Source organism: Mesorhizobium sp. C399B (assembly GCF_030323185.1).
Taxonomy (GTDB): domain Bacteria; phylum Pseudomonadota; class Alphaproteobacteria; order Rhizobiales; family Rhizobiaceae; genus Mesorhizobium.
Window position 1 is genome coordinate 5,480,612 of sequence record NZ_CP100472.1, and the last position, 16,618, is coordinate 5,497,229.

Consider the following 16,618-nt stretch of genomic DNA (forward strand, 5'->3'; position numbering starts at 1 on the left):
GCTAGTTTTTCCTCGCAATTGCCGAGGCGCTCTGATGTGCCGCACCATTCGCCTCGGTGGCCAAAAAATCTTCGAAATTGCGCGTCTTCTCCCGCAACGAGAGACCGACCTTCGCGCCTTGTTTTTCAATCAGCTGATAGGCGCTCGCGACCCATGGCTGCGTCGGTTCTGGAACCGTATGCAGTGCAGCCTCCGTCCGTTCCGGCGGCAGGCTTACCGCCACCAGCGCGCGGCAGAGATCGAAATGAAATCCCGGATCGCCTTCACCACAAGCCGGAGAGGTCAGTCCAAGCACGAAACAGGCCAGGAGATGGTCGAGTTCCGCAGCGCTGATCCGGCTGGCGTATTGGCGTTGCAGTGCAGCCCAGGCCGCTTCGGCCTTAGGCGCGAAGACCTCGATTTCCGCGAATTGAATGTCCATGGGACAATCCGACATGCTGTATCATCTGGTTGCTCCCCCGCCCCAAATGACTTCCATCGCGACCATGAGCACATTCGCGGTGCAGGTATTTTGGAATAATCCGGAATCTTTGTAGGAAAATCCGGTATTTGGTCCCTGCGCGACGACTGTGACTGCTCTGCCACACAACCTTCGACTATACTGAAGATCAATCGAGGTATCGCCACGGACAATCATGCGCGCCGCAACAAGCGTTAACGTTGCAGCTTCACCTGCCTGGGGGTTCTGTTCCGGTATCTGGACATGGTGACTGTCAAGTGGCTCTGGTCCGAGAATCCACTGAGATGAGCGACTTCCGCAATCGACAGGTCGCTCTCGATGAGAAGTTTTTCGGCGAAATCGAGACGCAGCCGCAGCAGATATTTGTGCGGCGGCTCGCCAAAAGTCTTGGTGAATGCCAGGATGAAATGGCTCGGCGACAGGCCACAGAGTGCGGCCAGCTCGGCCACCGCGATCTTGCTGGAAAAATTTACCTCCAGGAATTCCCGCACCCGCCGGGCGCTGCGGTTCGACAGACCGCCCTTTGGGGCTTGTGGCAACTTTCGCGCTCCTGCGTAGTTCCGAAGCAAATGGACGCCGAACATGGTGAACGAATCGACATAGAAGTCGTTTGGAGTTTCCCGATCCGTCAGTTCCGCCTTTAGCAACTGCGCGAGTTGCAGCGCCTGGAAGTCGACGGTCCCGTACGGCGGCGGTTGAAGCTCGGCATGGCCGGTGTCGAATTCACGCGTTGCCAGCTCGAAGAGACTCTCGGGGGTGAGCGCCACGATTGCGCTTTCCGTGGTGGATGACCGGGTCACCTTGCCGCCGAGATCGGCTGGGACGACCATGATCATACCGACGTCGCCGTCGTATTCGTGGACTTTGTCGCTGCCCAGCGATGCCGCTATCCCTGGTGAGGGTGCAAGCAGAACCGAAGCGAAATGTTCCGCCGCTTTGAATGTGTGTGATCCCGGCCGATGAACGACATGAGCCGCGCCGCCTCGAAACGTGACCAGGTAGCGCCCCGCGCTTTCCGGAATTCCGTCGAAGATGCGACGATCCGCGCGCCGCCGCTCTGTCCCGGCGCTTTCCTGGACGTTGCCTCTATGTTGCATCTTCGTCTCTGCCACTGCTGCGCCGATCAATCCAATCCTGTGCTGTATCGAGGCGCCCAGAATTCACGTTTGCTCCTGGGCGTTCCTTCGAATCCTACAGATGCTGCTTTATATTGCAAAGAAGAATTTGAGCTCAAGCGAAAATTTTACCAGGATTTTGACTATAAATTTACAGGTTTGAATTTTTAGCCAAGGCTACCTGACTATTTTCCGATCTTATCTTACCATTTTTAGCCTAGTTATTGTGCATAGTGCGCCGTCACAATCCAGCGTTGTATTCTGAATATAGATCGCGCGGCCATTGACAGAGCTGGTCGACTATCTGTCATCGCCACGGACGATCCAGCAGCAGTTATCGCCCGAACCATGGCTTCTTTCCCTTGTGCTTCTTCATGGCGGTGGCCAAATGGCCTTGATCCGAAAATCCCGCGAGGTAGGCGACTTCGGCGATGGCGACCCTCCGGGAGCGATCCAGGGCTGCGGACAGAGCATATCCCGCTCCCCCGCATGGTTGCTCTTCTGGGATTGGCATTTTCGGGGATTGTGTCGAGGGCGTGCCGATCGACCCGATCGGCGCCTGCGCTGCGTTCCTGAACCTCGCCCGCATTTTTCATTCAGCCTTGCCTCAGCCGCTTTGCCAGCCCATCGAAATTCCGTGCCGTGCAAACAGCCAACCCGGAAATCCGGACGGTAATTTGTATCCCCCATAGTCCTGCCCAAAGGCAGCGTAGCGCATCCCGCGGATAGAAAAAACATTGTAGGTGAAGAAAAAAGTTCGCGCGAGAAAAACATGGCCTGGCTTGGCCGGCGCTACGGAATTATCCGGCTCACGCAGGCCTGCTAAAGATCGCCTCGGCGTTTCTCGTACAGATCCCAGGACAGCTCGACCATGGCCAGAAGAACGTCTTCCTGGCTCCACCCGGCGGCAACCGCCGCCTCGACAATTCCGCGGACGAGCGGCAGCAATTGCCGCTCGCATTCGGCCGACAGGTTGGCCTCGGCGCCGTCGGCAGGCGGACTATCGAAATCAAATCCCACCATCGGCGTTCCCCCGCCATCATTGATCTAATGAAATGTATGTCTCTGCAATCATACACCCGTCTAATATACATCAATCGGTAACGAAACACAGCAGCGTCGAGATTGACAGGGCATGGCCGCCCCGATTGCAGCGGCTCCATGGTTCGTCTGGACGTCTTTTTTGGCCTCCTGTTGCCGGCATTGCATATCTTGGATGCGAACCCCAGGCATTCGCGTAAAGCTATCGGAATCCTGGCGGGGGTTTGCCGCATGGAGCGGCGAACCTGCCGCTTCATGACATCGATGAAGTCGATCAGGTCACCGGGCCGAGCAGGACCGAGCCATCCGGCACCCCGCCATCGATCGGGATGGCTCTGCGGTTTGCGCCCGCCGCCATCGGCTGGCCGATGTCGGACGTCACGATGACCGGGCTCTTCGACGGCACGCGGTCGTAGAGGTCGATGATGTCCTGATTTATCAGGCGCACGCAGCCTGACGAGACGGATTTGCCGATCGAGTTCCATTCCGGCGAGCCATGCAGGCGGTAGAGCGTGTCGACGTTGTCGTGGAACAGGTAGAGCGCGCGGGCGCCGAGCGGGTTCTTGAGGCCGCCGGGCATGCCGCCGTTCTTGGCGCTGTATTCTTCCAGTTCAGGCTGGCGGGCAACCATCTCATCGGGCGGCGTCCATTTCGGCCATTTCTGCTTCCACTGGACGACGGCGTCTCCCGACCATTCGAAGCCGGCGCGGCCGAGGCCGACGCCGTAACGGATCGCCTGGCCGCCTTCGCGCACCAGATAGAGGAAATGGTTGGTCGTATCGACGATGATGGTGCCTGGCCGCTGGCCGGTCGGATCGGGAACGATCTGGCGCAGGAACTGCGGGTCCATCTTCTTGATCGGGATGGCCGGGAGCTCGAACCCGCTGTCGGAAATCGGGCCGTACATCGTCGCATAGTCGCCGAGCGGCGGCTCGTCATAGGTCGGCGGTGGCGGTTCGACCGGCGCCGGCGCCGGTCCGGTGGTGGTGCAGGCGGAGACCGCAATCGAAGCGGCGCCAAGGGCTGCAGCATTCAGAAAGCCGCGACGGCTCAGGCGATAGGGGTCGATTTCGGTCTTCAACATGGTTGCCTTTTTTAAGTCTCGAATCGCAAGAAAGCGTGAATGCCTTCAAGCGGCGCAGTGGTCGGCCTCCCCCAATGCCTGACGCGATAGGCGGTTCCGATTCTGGCCTGAGGGTGGACAAACAAAGGCGAAGCTGTGACCGCCCTGCCACTGTTGCTCGAAGGCAACAGAGTGATCAGCCGCCGGTCAGCAGGCCTTCAAGCGACGGCAGGATCAGCGCCGGCGGGAAATCCCGGTATTCCTCGGGCTGGTTGGCGCGGTTGATCCAGACGGTGCGAAAGCCGAATTTGGTGGCGCCGGCGATGTCCCAGCGGTTGGACGACTGGAACGAGACGGCGCCCGGATAGAGCCGCCAGCCCGTCGCCACCATGTCGTAGGTCGACGGGTCGGTCTTGAAGCGCCTGACGGCGTCGACCGAAAAGATATCGTCCAGCACCTGGTCGAGGGCGGCCGACTTGACCGCCGCTTCCAGCATCTCGGGCGAGCCGTTGGACAGGATTGCGAGCTTGGCGCCGGATGCTTTCAGTGCCTTCAGCACGGCCGGCACTTCCGGATAGCAGTCGAGCCGCCAATAGGCTTCGAGCAGCTTGGCCTTCATTCCCTTGTCGGCGGAGGGAACCTTGCGCAGGGCGAAATCGAGCGCCTGTTCGGTGAGCTGCCAGAAATCGGCATAGCCGCCCATCAGCGTGCGCACCCAGGAATATTCCAGCTGCTTGGCGCGCCAGATTTCCGAAAGCAGCGGGCCGTCGGGGCCGATCTCGCCGTCGTGACGGCGCACGGCGGCGTGCACGTCGAACAACGTGCCATAGGCGTCGAAAACGTAAGCCGCGTAATGCATGGCGACAGTTTTGAGGGCAGGCGGCGCAAGGTGCAAGCATCGATTGTAGTCTTGATCGCTTTCTTGGGGCGCTCTGGCCTCAACAAAAACCGCTCCATGCCGGTTGACGGCGCCGGTCAAAGCATCTTCCAATGCTTGGCACAGGCAGCTTTGAAGCGGAACCGAACAATGACACTGGCGACTGCGGCGCTATCGGCGACATGGACCTTCGTCGACGGCGACTGGTACGAAGGCAACGTCGCCATTCTGGGTCCGCGCAGCCACGCCATGTGGCTCGGCACCAGCGTCTTCGACGGCGCCCGCTGGTTCGAAGGCGTCGCCCCCGATCTCGAGCTGCATGCCGCTAGGGTGAACGCATCGGCGACCGCGCTCGGCCTCGCGCCGTCGATGAGCGCCGATGAGATTGTTGGACTGACCTGGGACGGGCTGAAGAAGTTCGACGGCAAGACAGCGGTCTACATCAGGCCGATGTACTGGGCCGAGCATGGCGGCTACATGGGCGTGCCGGCCGATCCGGCCTCGACCCGTTTCTGCCTCTGCCTCTACGAATCGCCGATGATCTCGCCGACCGGCTTTTCGATCACCGTGTCGCCGTTCCGGCGGCCGACCATCGAGACCATGCCGACCAATGCCAAGGCCGGCTGCCTCTATCCCAACAATGGCCGCGCCATCCTCGAAGCGAAGGGACGCGGCTTCGACAATGCGCTGGTGCTGGACATGCTGGGCAATGTCGCCGAGACCGGAACCTCGAACATCTTCCTGGTCAAGGACAGCCACGTGTTGACGCCGGCGCCCAACGGCACCTTCCTGTCCGGCATCACCCGCTCGCGCACCATGACGCTGCTTGGCGATTACGGCTTCAAGACCACGGAGAAGATGCTGTCGGTGCGCGACTTTCTCGAAGCCGATGAGATCTTTTCGACCGGAAATCATTCCAAGGTCGTGCCGATCACCCGCATCGAGGACCGCGATCTGCAGCCCGGGCCGGTGGCCAAGAAAGCGCGCGACCTTTATTGGGAATGGGCGCATTCGACTTCCGCCGGTTGAGCCGCTAAAAGGCAATTGGCGCTTCATTCCGGAGTTGTTCCAGATCAATGCAGCCCTATCTTAATCCGGTATCCGCACCGGATTTTTCCATGAGGAGTATGACCGATGGCTTTTGAATTGCCCGCCTTGCCCTACGACTACGAGGCCTTGCAGCCTTACATGTCGAAGGAGACGCTGGAGTATCACCACGACAAGCACCACAAGGCCTATGTCGACAACGGCAACAAGCTGGCCGCCGAAGCGGGCCTCGGCGATCTGTCGGTCGAAGAGGTGGTCAAACAGTCGTTCGGCAAGAATGCCGGCCTCTTCAACAACGCAGCCCAGCACTACAACCACATCCATTTCTGGAAGTGGATGAAGAAGGGCGGCGGCGGCAACAAGCTTCCGGGCGCCCTGCAGAAGGCTTTCGACGCCGACCTCGGCGGCTACGACAAGTTCAAGGCCGACTTCATCGCCGCCGGCATCACGCAGTTCGGCTCGGGCTGGGCCTGGGTCTCGGTCAACGACGGCAAGCTGGCGATCTCCAAGACACCGAATGGTGAGAACCCGCTCGTCCATGGCGCATCGCCGATCCTCGGCGTCGATGTCTGGGAACATTCCTATTACATCGACTACCGCAACGCGCGGCCGAAATATCTCGAGGCCTTCGTCGACAGCCTCATCGACTGGGACCATGTCCTTGAAATGTACGAAGAGGCGAAAGCCTGATCGACCCAGAGAAGCCCCGGTACTCCGGGGCTTTTCTTTCTCAGCTGAAGCAGCAGGCACACAAAATTCGGCAGAATCCGGTCGGCGGACAGGGAATAATCCCGGCCCGCCCTCCGTTAACGTTAGGTCGCGACCCCTCATCGTCCTGGAGCCAATTGAATGAGAAAGCTTGTTATCGCCATCTCTATGCTCAGCCTTGCCGCCTCGGCCGCTTTTGCCGACCCGATCCTCGACCGACAGGGACTGATGAAGGAACGCGGCAAGATTGTCGGCGGCCTGTCGAAGATCGCCAAGGGCGAAGCGGACTTCGATGCCGCCGCCGTGTTGACGGCGCTGCAGGCGCTGCAGGTCAACGCGGAAAAGTTCGATGTCGACACGCTGTTCCCGGCCGGCAGCGACAGCGGTGATACCACCGCCTCGCCCAAAATCTGGAAAGACATGGCGGGCTTCAAATCGACCGAAGACAAGTACCTCGCCGACGTCAAGGCCGCAGTCGCCGCCGCACCCGCCGATGTCGATGCACTGAAGGCGCAGATCGATACGCTCGGCAGTGATTGCGGCACCTGCCACAAGACCTATCGGGTGAAGAAGAGCTGATCCCGGGCAATGCCCTTGTGGAAAAAATTTGTCGGCGCCGCCCTTGTCCTGGGCGTCGTCGGTGCCGGCGCCGGCTGGCTGTTGTCGGCGCCGGTCAAGCTCGACACTGACACCCTGGCGCAGCTCGGCCCCGGCGACGCCGCCAGGGGCAAGCGCATTTTCAATGCCGGCGGCTGCACCTCCTGTCACGCCAAGCCGGGCTCGCAAGGCGACGCCCGTTTGCAACTGGTCGGCGGCCTCGAGCTCAAGACGCCGTTCGGCACCTTCGTGCCGCCCAACATCTCGCAGGATCCCAAGGACGGCATCGGCGCCTGGACGGTCGAGGACCTTGCCAACGCCATGCTGAAGGGCGTGTCGCCGTCGGGCGAGCATTTCTATCCGGCCTTTCCCTACGCGTCCTACGCCCGCATGAAGCCGGCTGATATTGCCGATCTCTATGCGTTCCTGAAGGCGCTGCCGGCGGTCGCCGGCAAGGCGCCCGACAATTCCCTGACTTTCCCCTTCAACATCCGCCGCGGCCTCGGCCTGTGGAAGCGGCTCTATCTCAGCAAAGAGCCGGTGATTGCCTTTGCCGATGGCACGCCTGATCCGGTACCCGCCGGCCGCTATCTGGTCGAGGGGCCCGGCCATTGCGGCGAATGCCACACGCCGCGCGATGTCACCGGCGGCACCAGGAAGAGCCAGTGGCTGGCTGGCGCGGCGGCCGCCGAAGGCAGCGGCATCGTGCCGAACATCACATCGGGCGAAGGCGGGCTCGGTGACTGGTCGGAAGCCGACATCGCCAACTATCTCGAAACCGGTTTTACCCCTGATTTCGATTCGGTCGGCGGCGCCATGGTCGACGTGCAGCGCAACATGGCCGAACTGCCGCCGGAAGATCGCGCGGCAATAGCCGCCTATCTCAAGGCGGTGCCGCCGCATCCCAACGGCTACCCGGTGCGCAGCAAGCCGGCCAAGTGATCCCGGCTACAGGTGGCGATCTACAGGTGGCGATCGCCGAGGAAGTCGAAGCCCGTCTCGAAGAAATGGCTGTAATTGCAGGTCAGTTCCTCGCCGGGTGCGATGTCGCGCAAGGCATAGGTTTCCTCGGGCGAGGAGACGTCGCAATTCGGTTCGTCGTCATGGTTCATGTAGCGGGCGTCGTCGGCTTCGAAGACGATGTAGTTCGGATCCCGGCGGTCTGGATAGGAATAACGGTCGAGATAGTTCTTCACCGGGCCGCTCTCGCCTTCATAGGTCTCGACGTCGATGATCCGGTCGAATCTGGGGTCGAGCTTCCAGACCAGCGTGCCCTTGGCAATGTGGTTCCTGGCGAAAACCCCGATGCCCTGGATCGGTGATTTCTCGAGATAGGTGTCGACGAGCAACATAGTGGCCCCTTTGCGTATGTCATGGTCTGGAAGGTGGCGCGCATGGGTAGCGCGCAGCCATTGCAAATGCGAGTGAAAATGAGCAGCCCGGAATTCAAAAAGTGACGACCGGCGCGCCTCGACGGGCGCGCCTTTCGCATCGACATCAGCGCTGCTGCAAGGCCAGACGGACGCCTAACGCGCAGTAGATGCCGCCAACCACCTTGCCTTGCCATTTCACCACCGACGGATTGCGGCGCAGGAACGTGCCCAGCCGGCCCGCACTCACGGCAAAGACGACTGTGCTGAAAAGGCCGAGCAGAACAAAGACTATGCCCAGCGTCATCAGCTGGAGCATCACCGATCCGTTTTCAGGCCGCACGAACTGGGGCAGGAAGGCGAGGAAGAAAAGCGCCGTCTTTGGGTTAAGCACTTCGGTCAGGACAGCTTGACGAAACGCCTTGCTGGCGGAGATCGCGAGTGCGCCGGCAGTAGGGTCGGCCGGTATTCTCTCGATGATCGCGCGGATGCCGAGGTAAACGAGATACGCCGCGCCGATGTATTTTACGACGCTGAACAGCGTTGCCGAAGTGGCGATGATCGCCGAAATGCCGACCATCGCCATGATGGTATGGAACACATCGCCAGCCGCGACGCCCGCGCCCGTCGCGACGCCAACCCTGGTTCCGGAACTCGTCGCTCGCGCGACCGTCAACAGCGTGGCTGGGCCTGGAATAAACACAAAGCCAAGCACAACCGCTATGTAAGCCGTCAAGGTGGATAGATCGATCATTGCGACGCCTCCGTTGCATTCTCAGCCTTGCCCGTAACCTCGGGTTCGGGCTTGGCCGTAACCTTGAGCGCGAAGGAGTAGGTATAGGCGATCTCCTCCAGCCTGGAGAACCGGCCCGACGCGCCGGCATGGCCGGAATCCATGTTGATCTTGAACAGCACCGGATTGTCGCCGCTCTTGCGCTCGCGCAGCCGCGCCACCCATTTAGCCGGCTCCCAATAGGTGACGCGCGGATCGGTGAGGCCGGCCAGCGCCAGGATCGGCGGGTAGTCGTGATCGGCGACATTGTCATAGGGTGAGTAGGCGGCGATCGTTTGGTAATCTTCCGCCGACGCGATCGGGTTGCCCCATTCCGGCCACTCCGGCGGCGTCAGCGGCAAGCTTGCGTCGAGCATCGTGGTCAGCACGTCGACAAAGGGGACCTCGGCAACGATGGCGCCGAAATTTTGCGGCGCCATGTTGGCGATCGCACCCATCAGCATGCCGCCGGCCGAGCCGCCTTGCGCGACGATGCGGTCGTGTTGGGTGTAACGCTCGGCGACGAGATGCTTCGCGACGGCGATGAAATCGGTGAACGTGTTCATCTTGTGCGCCCGCTTGCCGTCGTCATACCAGCCATAGCCCTTGTCCTTGCCGCCGCGGACATGGGCGATGGCAAAGACAAAGCCACGGTCGACCAGCGAGAACCAGTTGGTGTTGAACGCCGCCGGAATGGCAATGCCGTAAGAGCCGTAGCCGTAAAGCAGGCACGGTGCGGAGCCATCGAGCGGCGTGTCGCGGTGGTGCAGCAGCGAGACCGGCACCAGTTCGCCATCGGCGGCCGGCGCCATCAGCCGGCGCGTGACATAATGATCCGGATTGTGACCGGACGGCACTTCCTGGGTCTTCAGCAGCACACGCTCGCGGCTGCGCATATTGTAGTCGAAGACCTGCGCCGGGGTCGTCATCGACGAATAGGTGAAGCGCATGATCTCGGTGTCGTATTCATAGGACCCCGACAGGCCGAGCGAGAACGCCTCTTCGTCGAACGAGATCAGATGCTCCTCGCCGCTGCGGCGATCGCGCACGACGATGCGCGGCAGCCCTTCCTTGCGTTCGAGCCTGACCATATGATCCCTGAAGCCGACCACCGACAGGATCAGCCGGCCTGGCTCGTGCGCCACCAGCTCTTCCCAGTTGGCGCGAACCGGGTCATCAGCCGGCGCCGTCATGATCTTGAAGTCCTTGGCGCCGTCGGCATTGGTGAGGATGAAGAAGATGTCGCCGCCTTCTTCCAGATCATATTGCAGGCCGGTCTCGCGCTTTGCCACCAGCTTTGGCTCGGCGAAAGGCTCATCGGCGCGCATCAGGTGATATTCCGAGGTTTCGTGATCGTTGATCCCGATCATGATCCATTCGTTGGAGCGCGTGCCGCCGACATCCATGAAGAAGCCGGGATCGGTTTCCTCATAAATCAGCCGGTCATTAAGGGGGCTGCCGCCGAGCGCGTGGAACAGCACCTTGGACGGGCGATGATTGTCGTCGAGCCTTGTGTAGAAGAAGCCGTCATCGGCGGCATTCCAGACGCCGCCACCACTGGTGGCCTCGATCTGGTCGCTCAGTTCCTTGCCGCTGGTGAGATCGCGCACGCGAAGTGTGAAGAATTCAGAGCCCTTGTCGTCGAACGCCCACAACAGCTTGCGGTGATCGGCCGAATGGTCGACGCCGCCGAGGCGGAAATAGGGCTTGCCCTCGGCTTCCGCGTCGCCATCGAGCAGGATCTGCTCATCGCCGCCATCGCGCGGCATGCGGAAATAGCGGGGCTGTTCGCCGCCAAGCTTGAAGGATGAGCCGTAAGCATAGGGGCCATCCTTCATCGGCACCGTCGAATCATCTTCCTTGATGCGCCCCTTCATCTCGCCGAACAGCTGCTTCCGAAGCTCTAGCGTATCGGCCATAAGCACTGCTTGATAGGCGTTTTCGGCTTCGAGATGGGCGCGGATGCGGCCCTCAAGCAGGGAAGGGTCCCTGAACATCGCCTGCCAGTTCTCGGCCCTCAGCCAGGCATAGTCATCTGTGCGGGTAATGCCGTGATGCGTGTCGAAGACGGGGTGTTTCTCGGGGCTCGGCGGGCTGGCGGTCGGAAAAGCTGAGGTCTTGGTCATTGCGTCTCACTGAAGAAATTACTTGAATGGCAAATGAACACGCCGATCAGCGCGGGTTCAAGGGCCGGGATGTATTGGTTGCGGCGGGCTCGGGAGATGAGCCAAAAGGAGAGGATGATGAATTTCCATATCAACACCGCTGCGGCTCTCGCCGTCGTCGCTTCGACCGTTCTGGCTTTCACCGGCCAGTCTCATGCAACCGCGTTCGCCGCTTGGCAAGTGGCTGGCGTGCCGTTCGGCGACACGCTCAACGTTCGCAAATATCCGTCCGGCACCTCGCAGAAGCAGGCCGCCTATCCCAACGGGACGATCCTGCAGATGACCGGCAAGTGCACCAGCGGCTTGAATCTTCTGGAGATCGCCGGCCAGCCGCACTGGAAACAGAAACAGGCAATTCGCTATCAATGGTGTCAAGTTTGGCACGACCCGGCGCAAAATGGTGCTTTTGTTAGTGGCTGGGTCTATGGAAAATACCTCACGCCGTATTGAATCCGGTCAGACCAAATATCTTCTTCGGCGGGTTTCGCCAACGCTTTGCAACTTGCGGTTTGGTACGAATCCGACAATCAGCTGCCCAAACCTTGAAGCATAGACCAAGCATCGCTGCCCACTTTATGAGTCCCTGCTGATTTAGCGATGGCGTGACCTTACGTCATGCTAGTCCTGGTCCGACCAGAAAATATCGCGAAGTTACAGAGTGCACGAAAGATTGAAGCTGAAGAGCGACTATTCGATGAATATCGTTGAATATAGCGCAAGATGCGAATTGACTTACTTTGTCTGTGGGCTCATTAAGATGCCCGGACGCGAATCCATGAAGCTCTTCCCGCGTGAAATTCGCGCCATGCCCGATCTTCCAAAAAGGGCGCAAACAGAAACATCCTTCGTTGGGGCCTAAACCATGGATATCGTCGAAACACCTTCCAGAAATAGCGATGCGCTGATCGAGCTGACCGCCGATGTGGTGGCAGCCTATGTCAGCAACAATCCCGTGCCGGTCGGCGAACTGCCGAACCTTATCGCTGATGTCCATGCCGCTCTCGGGCGCGTGGGCGGAGCAAGCGAACAGCCTCCGGCCGACAAGCAGAAGCCTGCGGTAAACCCGAAGCGCTCTGTTCATGACGATTACATCGTCTGCCTTGAAGATGGCAAGAAGTTCAAGTCGCTGAAGCGCCACCTGATGACCCATTACGGTCTGACGCCCGATGAATACCGCGAGAAGTGGAATCTCGACGCCAGCTATCCGATGGTTGCCCCCAACTATGCCGCTGCCCGTTCGCAGCTGGCCAAGAAGATGGGCCTCGGCCGCAAGCGCAAGGGGCGGTAACACCGCTCCAATGGACAAGATCAACGGCGCCCCTTACGGCGCCGTTTTTGTTTCTAGAACAATTCCAGGAAAACTGCCGAGCGCTTTCCCTTGGAATTGCGTCGAAAGAAGAGAAGATAGAGCAATCAAGCAGTCTGCTTGAGAGCCATCTCGGCGTCCCGCTTGACGCGCTTGACCATCGAGCGCAGGCCATTGGCCCGCTGCGGCGACAGATGTTCGTCGAGGCCAAGCGACCTCAGCGTCGCCTCTGCGTCCGTTTCAAGGATCTGGCTGGCAGTCCGTCCCGAAAACAGCGCCAGCATGATGGCGACCAGACCGCGCACGATATGAGCGTCTGAATCGCCTGTGAAGGTGATGACCGGATCGGCGCCCGGCGCTCGGCTCGTGGTCAGCCAGACCTGGCTGACGCAGCCCGGCACCTTGTTGGCGGCGTTGCGTTCGGCGTCGGGAAATGGCGGCAGCGCTTCGCCGAGCTCGATGACATAGCGATAGCGGTCTTCCCACTCGTCGAGCAGGGAGAAGTCGTCGCGGATCGTCTGGATCGTCGTGGCCATTGCTCGGGATATAGTCATCCGCGGCTGCGGCGTCACGGAAAAAGAAGAAAAGCACCGCAGGCATCGAGAGGTCCGACCGGCCTGCGGTGTCGCTGTAGATACAGCTGAAACGGTGTTTAGTTCTTCGCCACCAGCTTGGCAGGTATGTTGACTGTCGCCGGCAGCACGATGTCCTTGGCGACGCTGCCGGTGGCCAGCGATGTATCGGGCGAGGTCTCGGCGCTCTTGTCGTCCAGCATGGCGGCGGCGATCTTGGCGGTTTCCTTGGCCCGGGCGCTGATCGTATGCATCGCCGACTTGCCGGTTTCGCAGACGTCCGGCTTACGCTCGCAAATGCCGGCGATGTCGCCGACCGCTTCGCGCGCCGCAAAAAGCGCCTGGAACGGCCCGACGCTTTCGCGGCCATCCTCGTCGGGGCCGACGGTCAGCGGCAGCGCCAGCAACACCAGCGAAAACCAGAACGCCATTCTTATCAAAAAGCCCATCGATCTGCCCTCTCGTCCAATGACCGGATCATGCGTCCATGCGCAATGACCTCTTTATATCAGCGACAATGGCACATGAGGCGCAAAGGACGGCTTTCTTGCTCAGCGAAAATTTTCCTCAAATTTTAGGCAAATTCGAAGCGAGGCGTTTTGCAGTGCATTAGCCTCAAATGCCGGCAATTTTCTTAACCTTGCAGTAACCATCTAAGCGATTGTTGCGCATGGATATCTTCAGAAGAGCAGGCATGCCGGCTCAGGGTTTCGCAGCCACGGGCACGCCCTTTGCACATAACGCTCCGTTTACTATGGCTACAAATGGCGGTGCATTCCGGTGCCGGCGCTCCAATTTTTGCCGCAGCGCGCTCGTTGTTCCGGTCAGCCTTATTCATTCCTTAAACGCTGGATGCGAGTTTCAAACAAGCAAAAGCGACCTGCAAAGCAGGGGCAGTCACGACCGGGTGCGAGTGCGTTGAGTTTGACAACTGCCAGATATATTGAACTGCCTGGCGCGCTGGCGGCCGGTTGCGAACGCATGGTCCATCCGGCCATCATCGGCCAGGGCGATCGCCTGCGCCAGCGCCGGTTCATCGGCATCATGCTTGCCGCTCCGTTCTTCGCCGCCGGTGCGGCGGTGACACTGGTCACCTCGGGCATGGGCGCCGCCGTCACCGTCGCAACCATTTTCGCCGCCTTCGGTCTTTGCTGGTTCGCCGCCTTGCTGGTGGCGGCGTCGGGCAAGATGACGCTGGCAGCCCAGGTTGCCCTTGCCGCCGGCGGTCTTGCCCTTGCCGGCGCCGTCGCGGCAGCAGGCGGCCTGGCGTCGCCGGTTGCGCTGCTGGCCCTGGCACTGCCATTCGAGGCCTGGTGGATCGGCGGTTCAAAGCGCGCGGCACTTTGGGGCGGCCTCTCAACCTTGGCCGCAATGCTGCTGCAGCCCTTTGTCGGCTCTGTCGTCCCGCTCGGAGGGGCGCAAGTCGCGGCGTGGCACTGGCTGCTGCCGCTCGCCTGGGGCCTGACGCTGGTTCCCCGGCTCGCAGCCCTCGGCGATGCCGCACGCGCGCAGCCCGCGCTCCTTCCAAACGACCGCCTTGAAGATATGATCGACGCCGTTGTCCTGCATGTCGCCCGGCATGGCGAGGTCCTGGATGCCTCGGCCAAGGCGCGCACCATCCTGAAGCTGCCGCCGGAACTGCTTTTCGGCGCCGGCATGTTCGACCGCATCCACCTGTCCGATCGCGTTGCTTATCTCAGCGCGCTTGCCGACATGCGCGATGGCGCCCTGGCGCGCCGGCTCGATCTTCGGGTTAGGCTGCCGCAGGACGGCAGCGCCTCGACGGCCGACAATTACCGGCCATTTCAGCTCGAACTGATGCGCGCCGAAGAGCAGCAGGAGACCTTCACTCTGCTGCTGCGCGAGAACGACGAGACTGCCGAATTGCGCGACGAGCTTGCTGCCGCCACTGAGGCCGCAGCGTCGGCCGAGGTGGCGAAGGGCCGCTTCCTGGCGGTCGTCAGCCATGAGCTTCGGACGCCGCTCAACGCCATCATCGGTTTTTCCGACATGCTGCTGCATGAGATGTTCGGCGGCTTCAAGGACCCGCGCCAGAAGGAGTATGTCGGCCTGGTGAAGCAGTCGGGCCAGCATCTGCTTGCCGTCGTCACCTCCATCCTTGATGTCTCGAGGATCGAGGCAGGCGCCTACGCGACCGAGCCCGAACCGTTCCGATTCATCGAAGCGGTCGAGATGTGCCAGTCGATGATGCAGCTGCAGGCGAATGCCAAGAACATCGGTCTCCAGGCGCAGATTGCGCCGGACGCCGGGGAGATCAATGCCGACCGTCGTGCCGTGCAGCAGATCCTGATCAACCTCGTCTCCAATGCGGTCAAGTTCACGCCCGATGGCGGCAATGTCGTCGTCGGCGCCAAGCGGATCGGCTCGCGGCTGCATTTCTGGGTCAGGGACACCGGCATCGGCATCGCCGAGGAAGATTTTGTCAATCTCGGCAAGCCGTTCATGCAGATCCAGAACGACTATACGCGCCGCTTCGAGGGCACCGGGCTCGGCCTGTCGCTGGTCAAGGGCCTGGTGGCGCTGCACGACGGCACGATGTCGATCGAAAGCATGCCGGGCGAGGGGACGACGGTCACGATCAGCCTGCCGGTGAACGGGCCGAAGAGGAGCGCGACCGAGAGGAACGGCGTGCTGCCGATGCCCGCGACCAGGACGAAAGGCGACGCGAAAGGGGACAGGAATGGCTCGCTCCGCAAAACAGCCTAAGGCGGTCAAGCGCCGCAGCGGCGCGTTCGAGGCCGGCGCGATTGCGCTCGGCGGCGCGATCTCGCGCAATCCGGTCCTGGTCGGCGGCTCGACCGCCTTCCTGGTGACGCTGTTCTACGTTTCCGCCAACGCGCTGTGGTACCAGCCGTTTCCGCATGCCGGCGCCTTCTTCGCCACCCGCAGCATCGAGGGTTTTCCGCACCCCGGCGCGGACGAACCCGAAACCACCATCAACATCCTGCGGCCCGGCCCGGCTCCGGTCAAAAGCGATCCGACCGTCGAGCAGGTCCAGGGCATCCTGAAGGATCTCGATTTCTACACGGGAACGGTCGACGGCATTTCCGGGCCGAATACCCAAAAGGCGATCCAGGCATACCAGCAGAAAGTTGGCCTGCCGGCCTCCGGTGAGATCGACGCCGTCCTGCTCGACCAGCTCGGCGCCAAGCAGACAACAGCTGGCATCCCGCATCCTGTGCCGAGGCCCGTGGATATGGCCGCCGCTCGAGTTGCCGCGCCCGAGGCCGCGCCTGCGCCCATCCCGGTTTCCGCGCCGGTATCCGCCCAAGCGCCCGATGCCCGCATCGTCAAGATCCAGGCCGGCCTGAAGGCATTCGGCAATGACGACATGCAACTCGACGGCGTCGTCGGCGCCCGCACCAAGGCGGCGATCAAGGAATTCCAGTCGCTGTTCGGCCTGCCGGAAACGGGCGAGCCCGACGAGGTCGTCTACGTCAAGATGCGCGAGATCGGCCTGACCAATTGAGTGGTGGTCAAGACGACCGCTCGCGGACAGCCGAA

At 61.2% G+C, this 16,618-nt stretch carries 18 protein-coding genes; 8 read left to right on the top strand and 10 right to left on the bottom strand.

The window, feature by feature from the left end:
* Nucleotide 1: 1 nt before the first annotated feature.
* From NLY36_RS25945 to NLY36_RS25965, 5 genes are all read right to left on the bottom strand, one after another.
* Nucleotides 2-421: a hypothetical protein gene (locus NLY36_RS25945; RefSeq protein WP_023687221.1), complete on the bottom strand. Its 420-nt coding sequence runs from the start codon at nucleotides 419-421 to the stop codon at nucleotides 2-4.
* A 233-nt stretch (nucleotides 422-654) separates the two neighbouring features.
* A complete protein-coding gene (locus tag NLY36_RS25950; protein WP_348524903.1) occupies nucleotides 655-1,587 on the bottom strand; it encodes a helix-turn-helix domain-containing protein in 933 nt (310 codons plus the stop codon).
* An 810-nt stretch (nucleotides 1,588-2,397) separates the two neighbouring features.
* On the bottom strand, nucleotides 2,398-2,598 hold the full coding sequence (locus NLY36_RS25955; protein WP_023684556.1) for a hypothetical protein: 201 nt from the start codon (nucleotides 2,596-2,598) through the stop codon (nucleotides 2,398-2,400).
* Nucleotides 2,599-2,890: 292 nt separating this feature from the next.
* Nucleotides 2,891-3,700 (bottom strand): L,D-transpeptidase, encoded by an 810-nt coding sequence (locus NLY36_RS25960; RefSeq protein ID WP_023735542.1) that lies wholly within the window; start codon nucleotides 3,698-3,700, stop codon nucleotides 2,891-2,893.
* A 175-nt stretch (nucleotides 3,701-3,875) separates the two neighbouring features.
* Nucleotides 3,876-4,538 (bottom strand): haloacid dehalogenase type II, encoded by a 663-nt coding sequence (locus NLY36_RS25965; RefSeq protein WP_023735541.1) that lies wholly within the window; start codon nucleotides 4,536-4,538, stop codon nucleotides 3,876-3,878.
* A 168-nt stretch (nucleotides 4,539-4,706) separates the two neighbouring features.
* On the opposite strand from NLY36_RS25965, the gene NLY36_RS25970 reads away from it, so the two are divergent.
* The 4 genes from NLY36_RS25970 (at nucleotide 4,707) to NLY36_RS25985 (ending at nucleotide 7,850) form a co-directional block, all read left to right on the top strand.
* Nucleotides 4,707-5,585 (top strand): branched-chain amino acid aminotransferase, encoded by an 879-nt coding sequence (locus NLY36_RS25970; protein ID WP_023673688.1) that lies wholly within the window; start codon nucleotides 4,707-4,709, stop codon nucleotides 5,583-5,585.
* Between the two features lie 105 nt (nucleotides 5,586-5,690).
* Entirely contained in the window at nucleotides 5,691-6,293 is a 603-nt protein-coding gene (locus NLY36_RS25975; protein ID WP_023692794.1) for a superoxide dismutase, read from the top strand.
* Between the two features lie 159 nt (nucleotides 6,294-6,452).
* Entirely contained in the window at nucleotides 6,453-6,890 is a 438-nt protein-coding gene (locus NLY36_RS25980) for a c-type cytochrome (RefSeq protein WP_023684552.1), read from the top strand.
* A gap of 9 nt (nucleotides 6,891-6,899) precedes the next feature.
* The gene (locus NLY36_RS25985; RefSeq protein ID WP_023735540.1) at nucleotides 6,900-7,850 is read left to right on the top strand and encodes a cytochrome c; all 951 of its coding nucleotides are present in this window, start codon (nucleotides 6,900-6,902) and stop codon (nucleotides 7,848-7,850) included.
* 20 nt (nucleotides 7,851-7,870) lie between these two features.
* Here NLY36_RS25985 and NLY36_RS25990 read toward each other — a convergent pair whose 3' ends face one another.
* The 3 genes from NLY36_RS25990 to NLY36_RS26000 all read right to left on the bottom strand — a co-directional run bounded on the left by NLY36_RS25990 (nucleotide 7,871) and on the right by NLY36_RS26000 (nucleotide 11,176).
* Nucleotides 7,871-8,260: an SET domain-containing protein gene (locus NLY36_RS25990; protein WP_023673684.1), complete on the bottom strand. Its 390-nt coding sequence runs from the start codon at nucleotides 8,258-8,260 to the stop codon at nucleotides 7,871-7,873.
* A 145-nt stretch (nucleotides 8,261-8,405) separates the two neighbouring features.
* Nucleotides 8,406-9,032 carry a LysE family translocator gene (locus tag NLY36_RS25995; RefSeq protein ID WP_023735539.1) on the bottom strand — a complete coding sequence of 209 codons (627 nt, stop codon included), beginning with the start codon at nucleotides 9,030-9,032 and terminating at the stop codon, nucleotides 8,406-8,408.
* Entirely contained in the window at nucleotides 9,029-11,176 is a 2,148-nt protein-coding gene (locus NLY36_RS26000; RefSeq protein ID WP_023735538.1) for a S9 family peptidase, read from the bottom strand. The genes NLY36_RS25995 and NLY36_RS26000 overlap by 4 nt, the downstream gene beginning before the upstream one ends.
* Nucleotides 11,177-11,290: 114 nt before the next feature.
* Here NLY36_RS26000 and NLY36_RS26005 point away from each other — a divergent pair, with 114 nt between their 5' ends.
* Nucleotides 11,291-11,665, top strand: a complete 375-nt coding sequence (locus NLY36_RS26005; RefSeq protein ID WP_023687230.1) for an SH3 domain-containing protein — start codon at nucleotides 11,291-11,293, stop codon at nucleotides 11,663-11,665.
* A gap of 412 nt (nucleotides 11,666-12,077) precedes the next feature.
* Nucleotides 12,078-12,503 carry a Ros/MucR family transcriptional regulator gene (locus NLY36_RS26010; protein ID WP_023673680.1) on the top strand — a complete coding sequence of 142 codons (426 nt, stop codon included), beginning with the start codon at nucleotides 12,078-12,080 and terminating at the stop codon, nucleotides 12,501-12,503.
* Between the two features lie 125 nt (nucleotides 12,504-12,628).
* Here NLY36_RS26010 and NLY36_RS26015 read toward each other — a convergent pair whose 3' ends face one another.
* Nucleotides 12,629-13,057: a SufE family protein gene (locus NLY36_RS26015; protein ID WP_023673679.1), complete on the bottom strand. Its 429-nt coding sequence runs from the start codon at nucleotides 13,055-13,057 to the stop codon at nucleotides 12,629-12,631.
* 116 nt (nucleotides 13,058-13,173) lie between these two features.
* Nucleotides 13,174-13,542 (bottom strand): DUF5330 domain-containing protein, encoded by a 369-nt coding sequence (locus NLY36_RS26020; protein WP_023684546.1) that lies wholly within the window; start codon nucleotides 13,540-13,542, stop codon nucleotides 13,174-13,176.
* A gap of 532 nt (nucleotides 13,543-14,074) precedes the next feature.
* Between NLY36_RS26020 and NLY36_RS26025 the strand changes: the two genes are divergently transcribed.
* Both NLY36_RS26025 and NLY36_RS26030 read left to right on the top strand, forming a co-directional pair.
* The gene (locus NLY36_RS26025) at nucleotides 14,075-15,820 is read left to right on the top strand and encodes an ATP-binding protein (RefSeq protein ID WP_023735537.1); all 1,746 of its coding nucleotides are present in this window, start codon (nucleotides 14,075-14,077) and stop codon (nucleotides 15,818-15,820) included.
* On the top strand, nucleotides 15,795-16,583 hold the full coding sequence (locus NLY36_RS26030; protein WP_023670159.1) for a peptidoglycan-binding domain-containing protein: 789 nt from the start codon (nucleotides 15,795-15,797) through the stop codon (nucleotides 16,581-16,583). The genes NLY36_RS26025 and NLY36_RS26030 overlap by 26 nt, the downstream gene beginning before the upstream one ends.
* Nucleotides 16,584-16,618: the final 35 nt, after the last annotated feature.

Bases quoted from the DNA above. Each gene is read 5' to 3' on its own strand.
- NLY36_RS26005 (WP_023687230.1), top strand. From the start codon at position 11,291: ATGATGAATTTCCATATCAACACCGCTGCGGCTCTCGCCGTCGTCGCT.
- NLY36_RS25965 (WP_023735541.1), bottom strand. From the start codon at position 4,538: ATGCATTACGCGGCTTACGTTTTCGACGCCTATGGCACGTTGTTCGAC.
- NLY36_RS25955 (WP_023684556.1), bottom strand. From the start codon at position 2,598: ATGGTGGGATTTGATTTCGATAGTCCGCCTGCCGACGGCGCCGAGGCC.
- NLY36_RS25945 (WP_023687221.1), bottom strand. From the start codon at position 421: ATGGACATTCAATTCGCGGAAATCGAGGTCTTCGCGCCTAAGGCCGAA.
- NLY36_RS26020 (WP_023684546.1), bottom strand. From the start codon at position 13,542: ATGGGCTTTTTGATAAGAATGGCGTTCTGGTTTTCGCTGGTGTTGCTG.
- NLY36_RS26015 (WP_023673679.1), bottom strand. From the start codon at position 13,057: ATGGCCACGACGATCCAGACGATCCGCGACGACTTCTCCCTGCTCGAC.
- NLY36_RS25990 (WP_023673684.1), bottom strand. From the start codon at position 8,260: ATGTTGCTCGTCGACACCTATCTCGAGAAATCACCGATCCAGGGCATC.
- NLY36_RS25980 (WP_023684552.1), top strand. From the start codon at position 6,453: ATGAGAAAGCTTGTTATCGCCATCTCTATGCTCAGCCTTGCCGCCTCG.
- NLY36_RS25960 (WP_023735542.1), bottom strand. From the start codon at position 3,700: ATGTTGAAGACCGAAATCGACCCCTATCGCCTGAGCCGTCGCGGCTTT.
- NLY36_RS25995 (WP_023735539.1), bottom strand. From the start codon at position 9,032: ATGATCGATCTATCCACCTTGACGGCTTACATAGCGGTTGTGCTTGGC.
- NLY36_RS25975 (WP_023692794.1), top strand. From the start codon at position 5,691: ATGGCTTTTGAATTGCCCGCCTTGCCCTACGACTACGAGGCCTTGCAG.
- NLY36_RS26025 (WP_023735537.1), top strand. From the start codon at position 14,075: ATGGTCCATCCGGCCATCATCGGCCAGGGCGATCGCCTGCGCCAGCGC.
- NLY36_RS26000 (WP_023735538.1), bottom strand. From the start codon at position 11,176: ATGACCAAGACCTCAGCTTTTCCGACCGCCAGCCCGCCGAGCCCCGAG.
- NLY36_RS26010 (WP_023673680.1), top strand. From the start codon at position 12,078: ATGGATATCGTCGAAACACCTTCCAGAAATAGCGATGCGCTGATCGAG.
- NLY36_RS26030 (WP_023670159.1), top strand. From the start codon at position 15,795: ATGGCTCGCTCCGCAAAACAGCCTAAGGCGGTCAAGCGCCGCAGCGGC.
- NLY36_RS25985 (WP_023735540.1), top strand. From the start codon at position 6,900: ATGCCCTTGTGGAAAAAATTTGTCGGCGCCGCCCTTGTCCTGGGCGTC.
- NLY36_RS25970 (WP_023673688.1), top strand. From the start codon at position 4,707: ATGACACTGGCGACTGCGGCGCTATCGGCGACATGGACCTTCGTCGAC.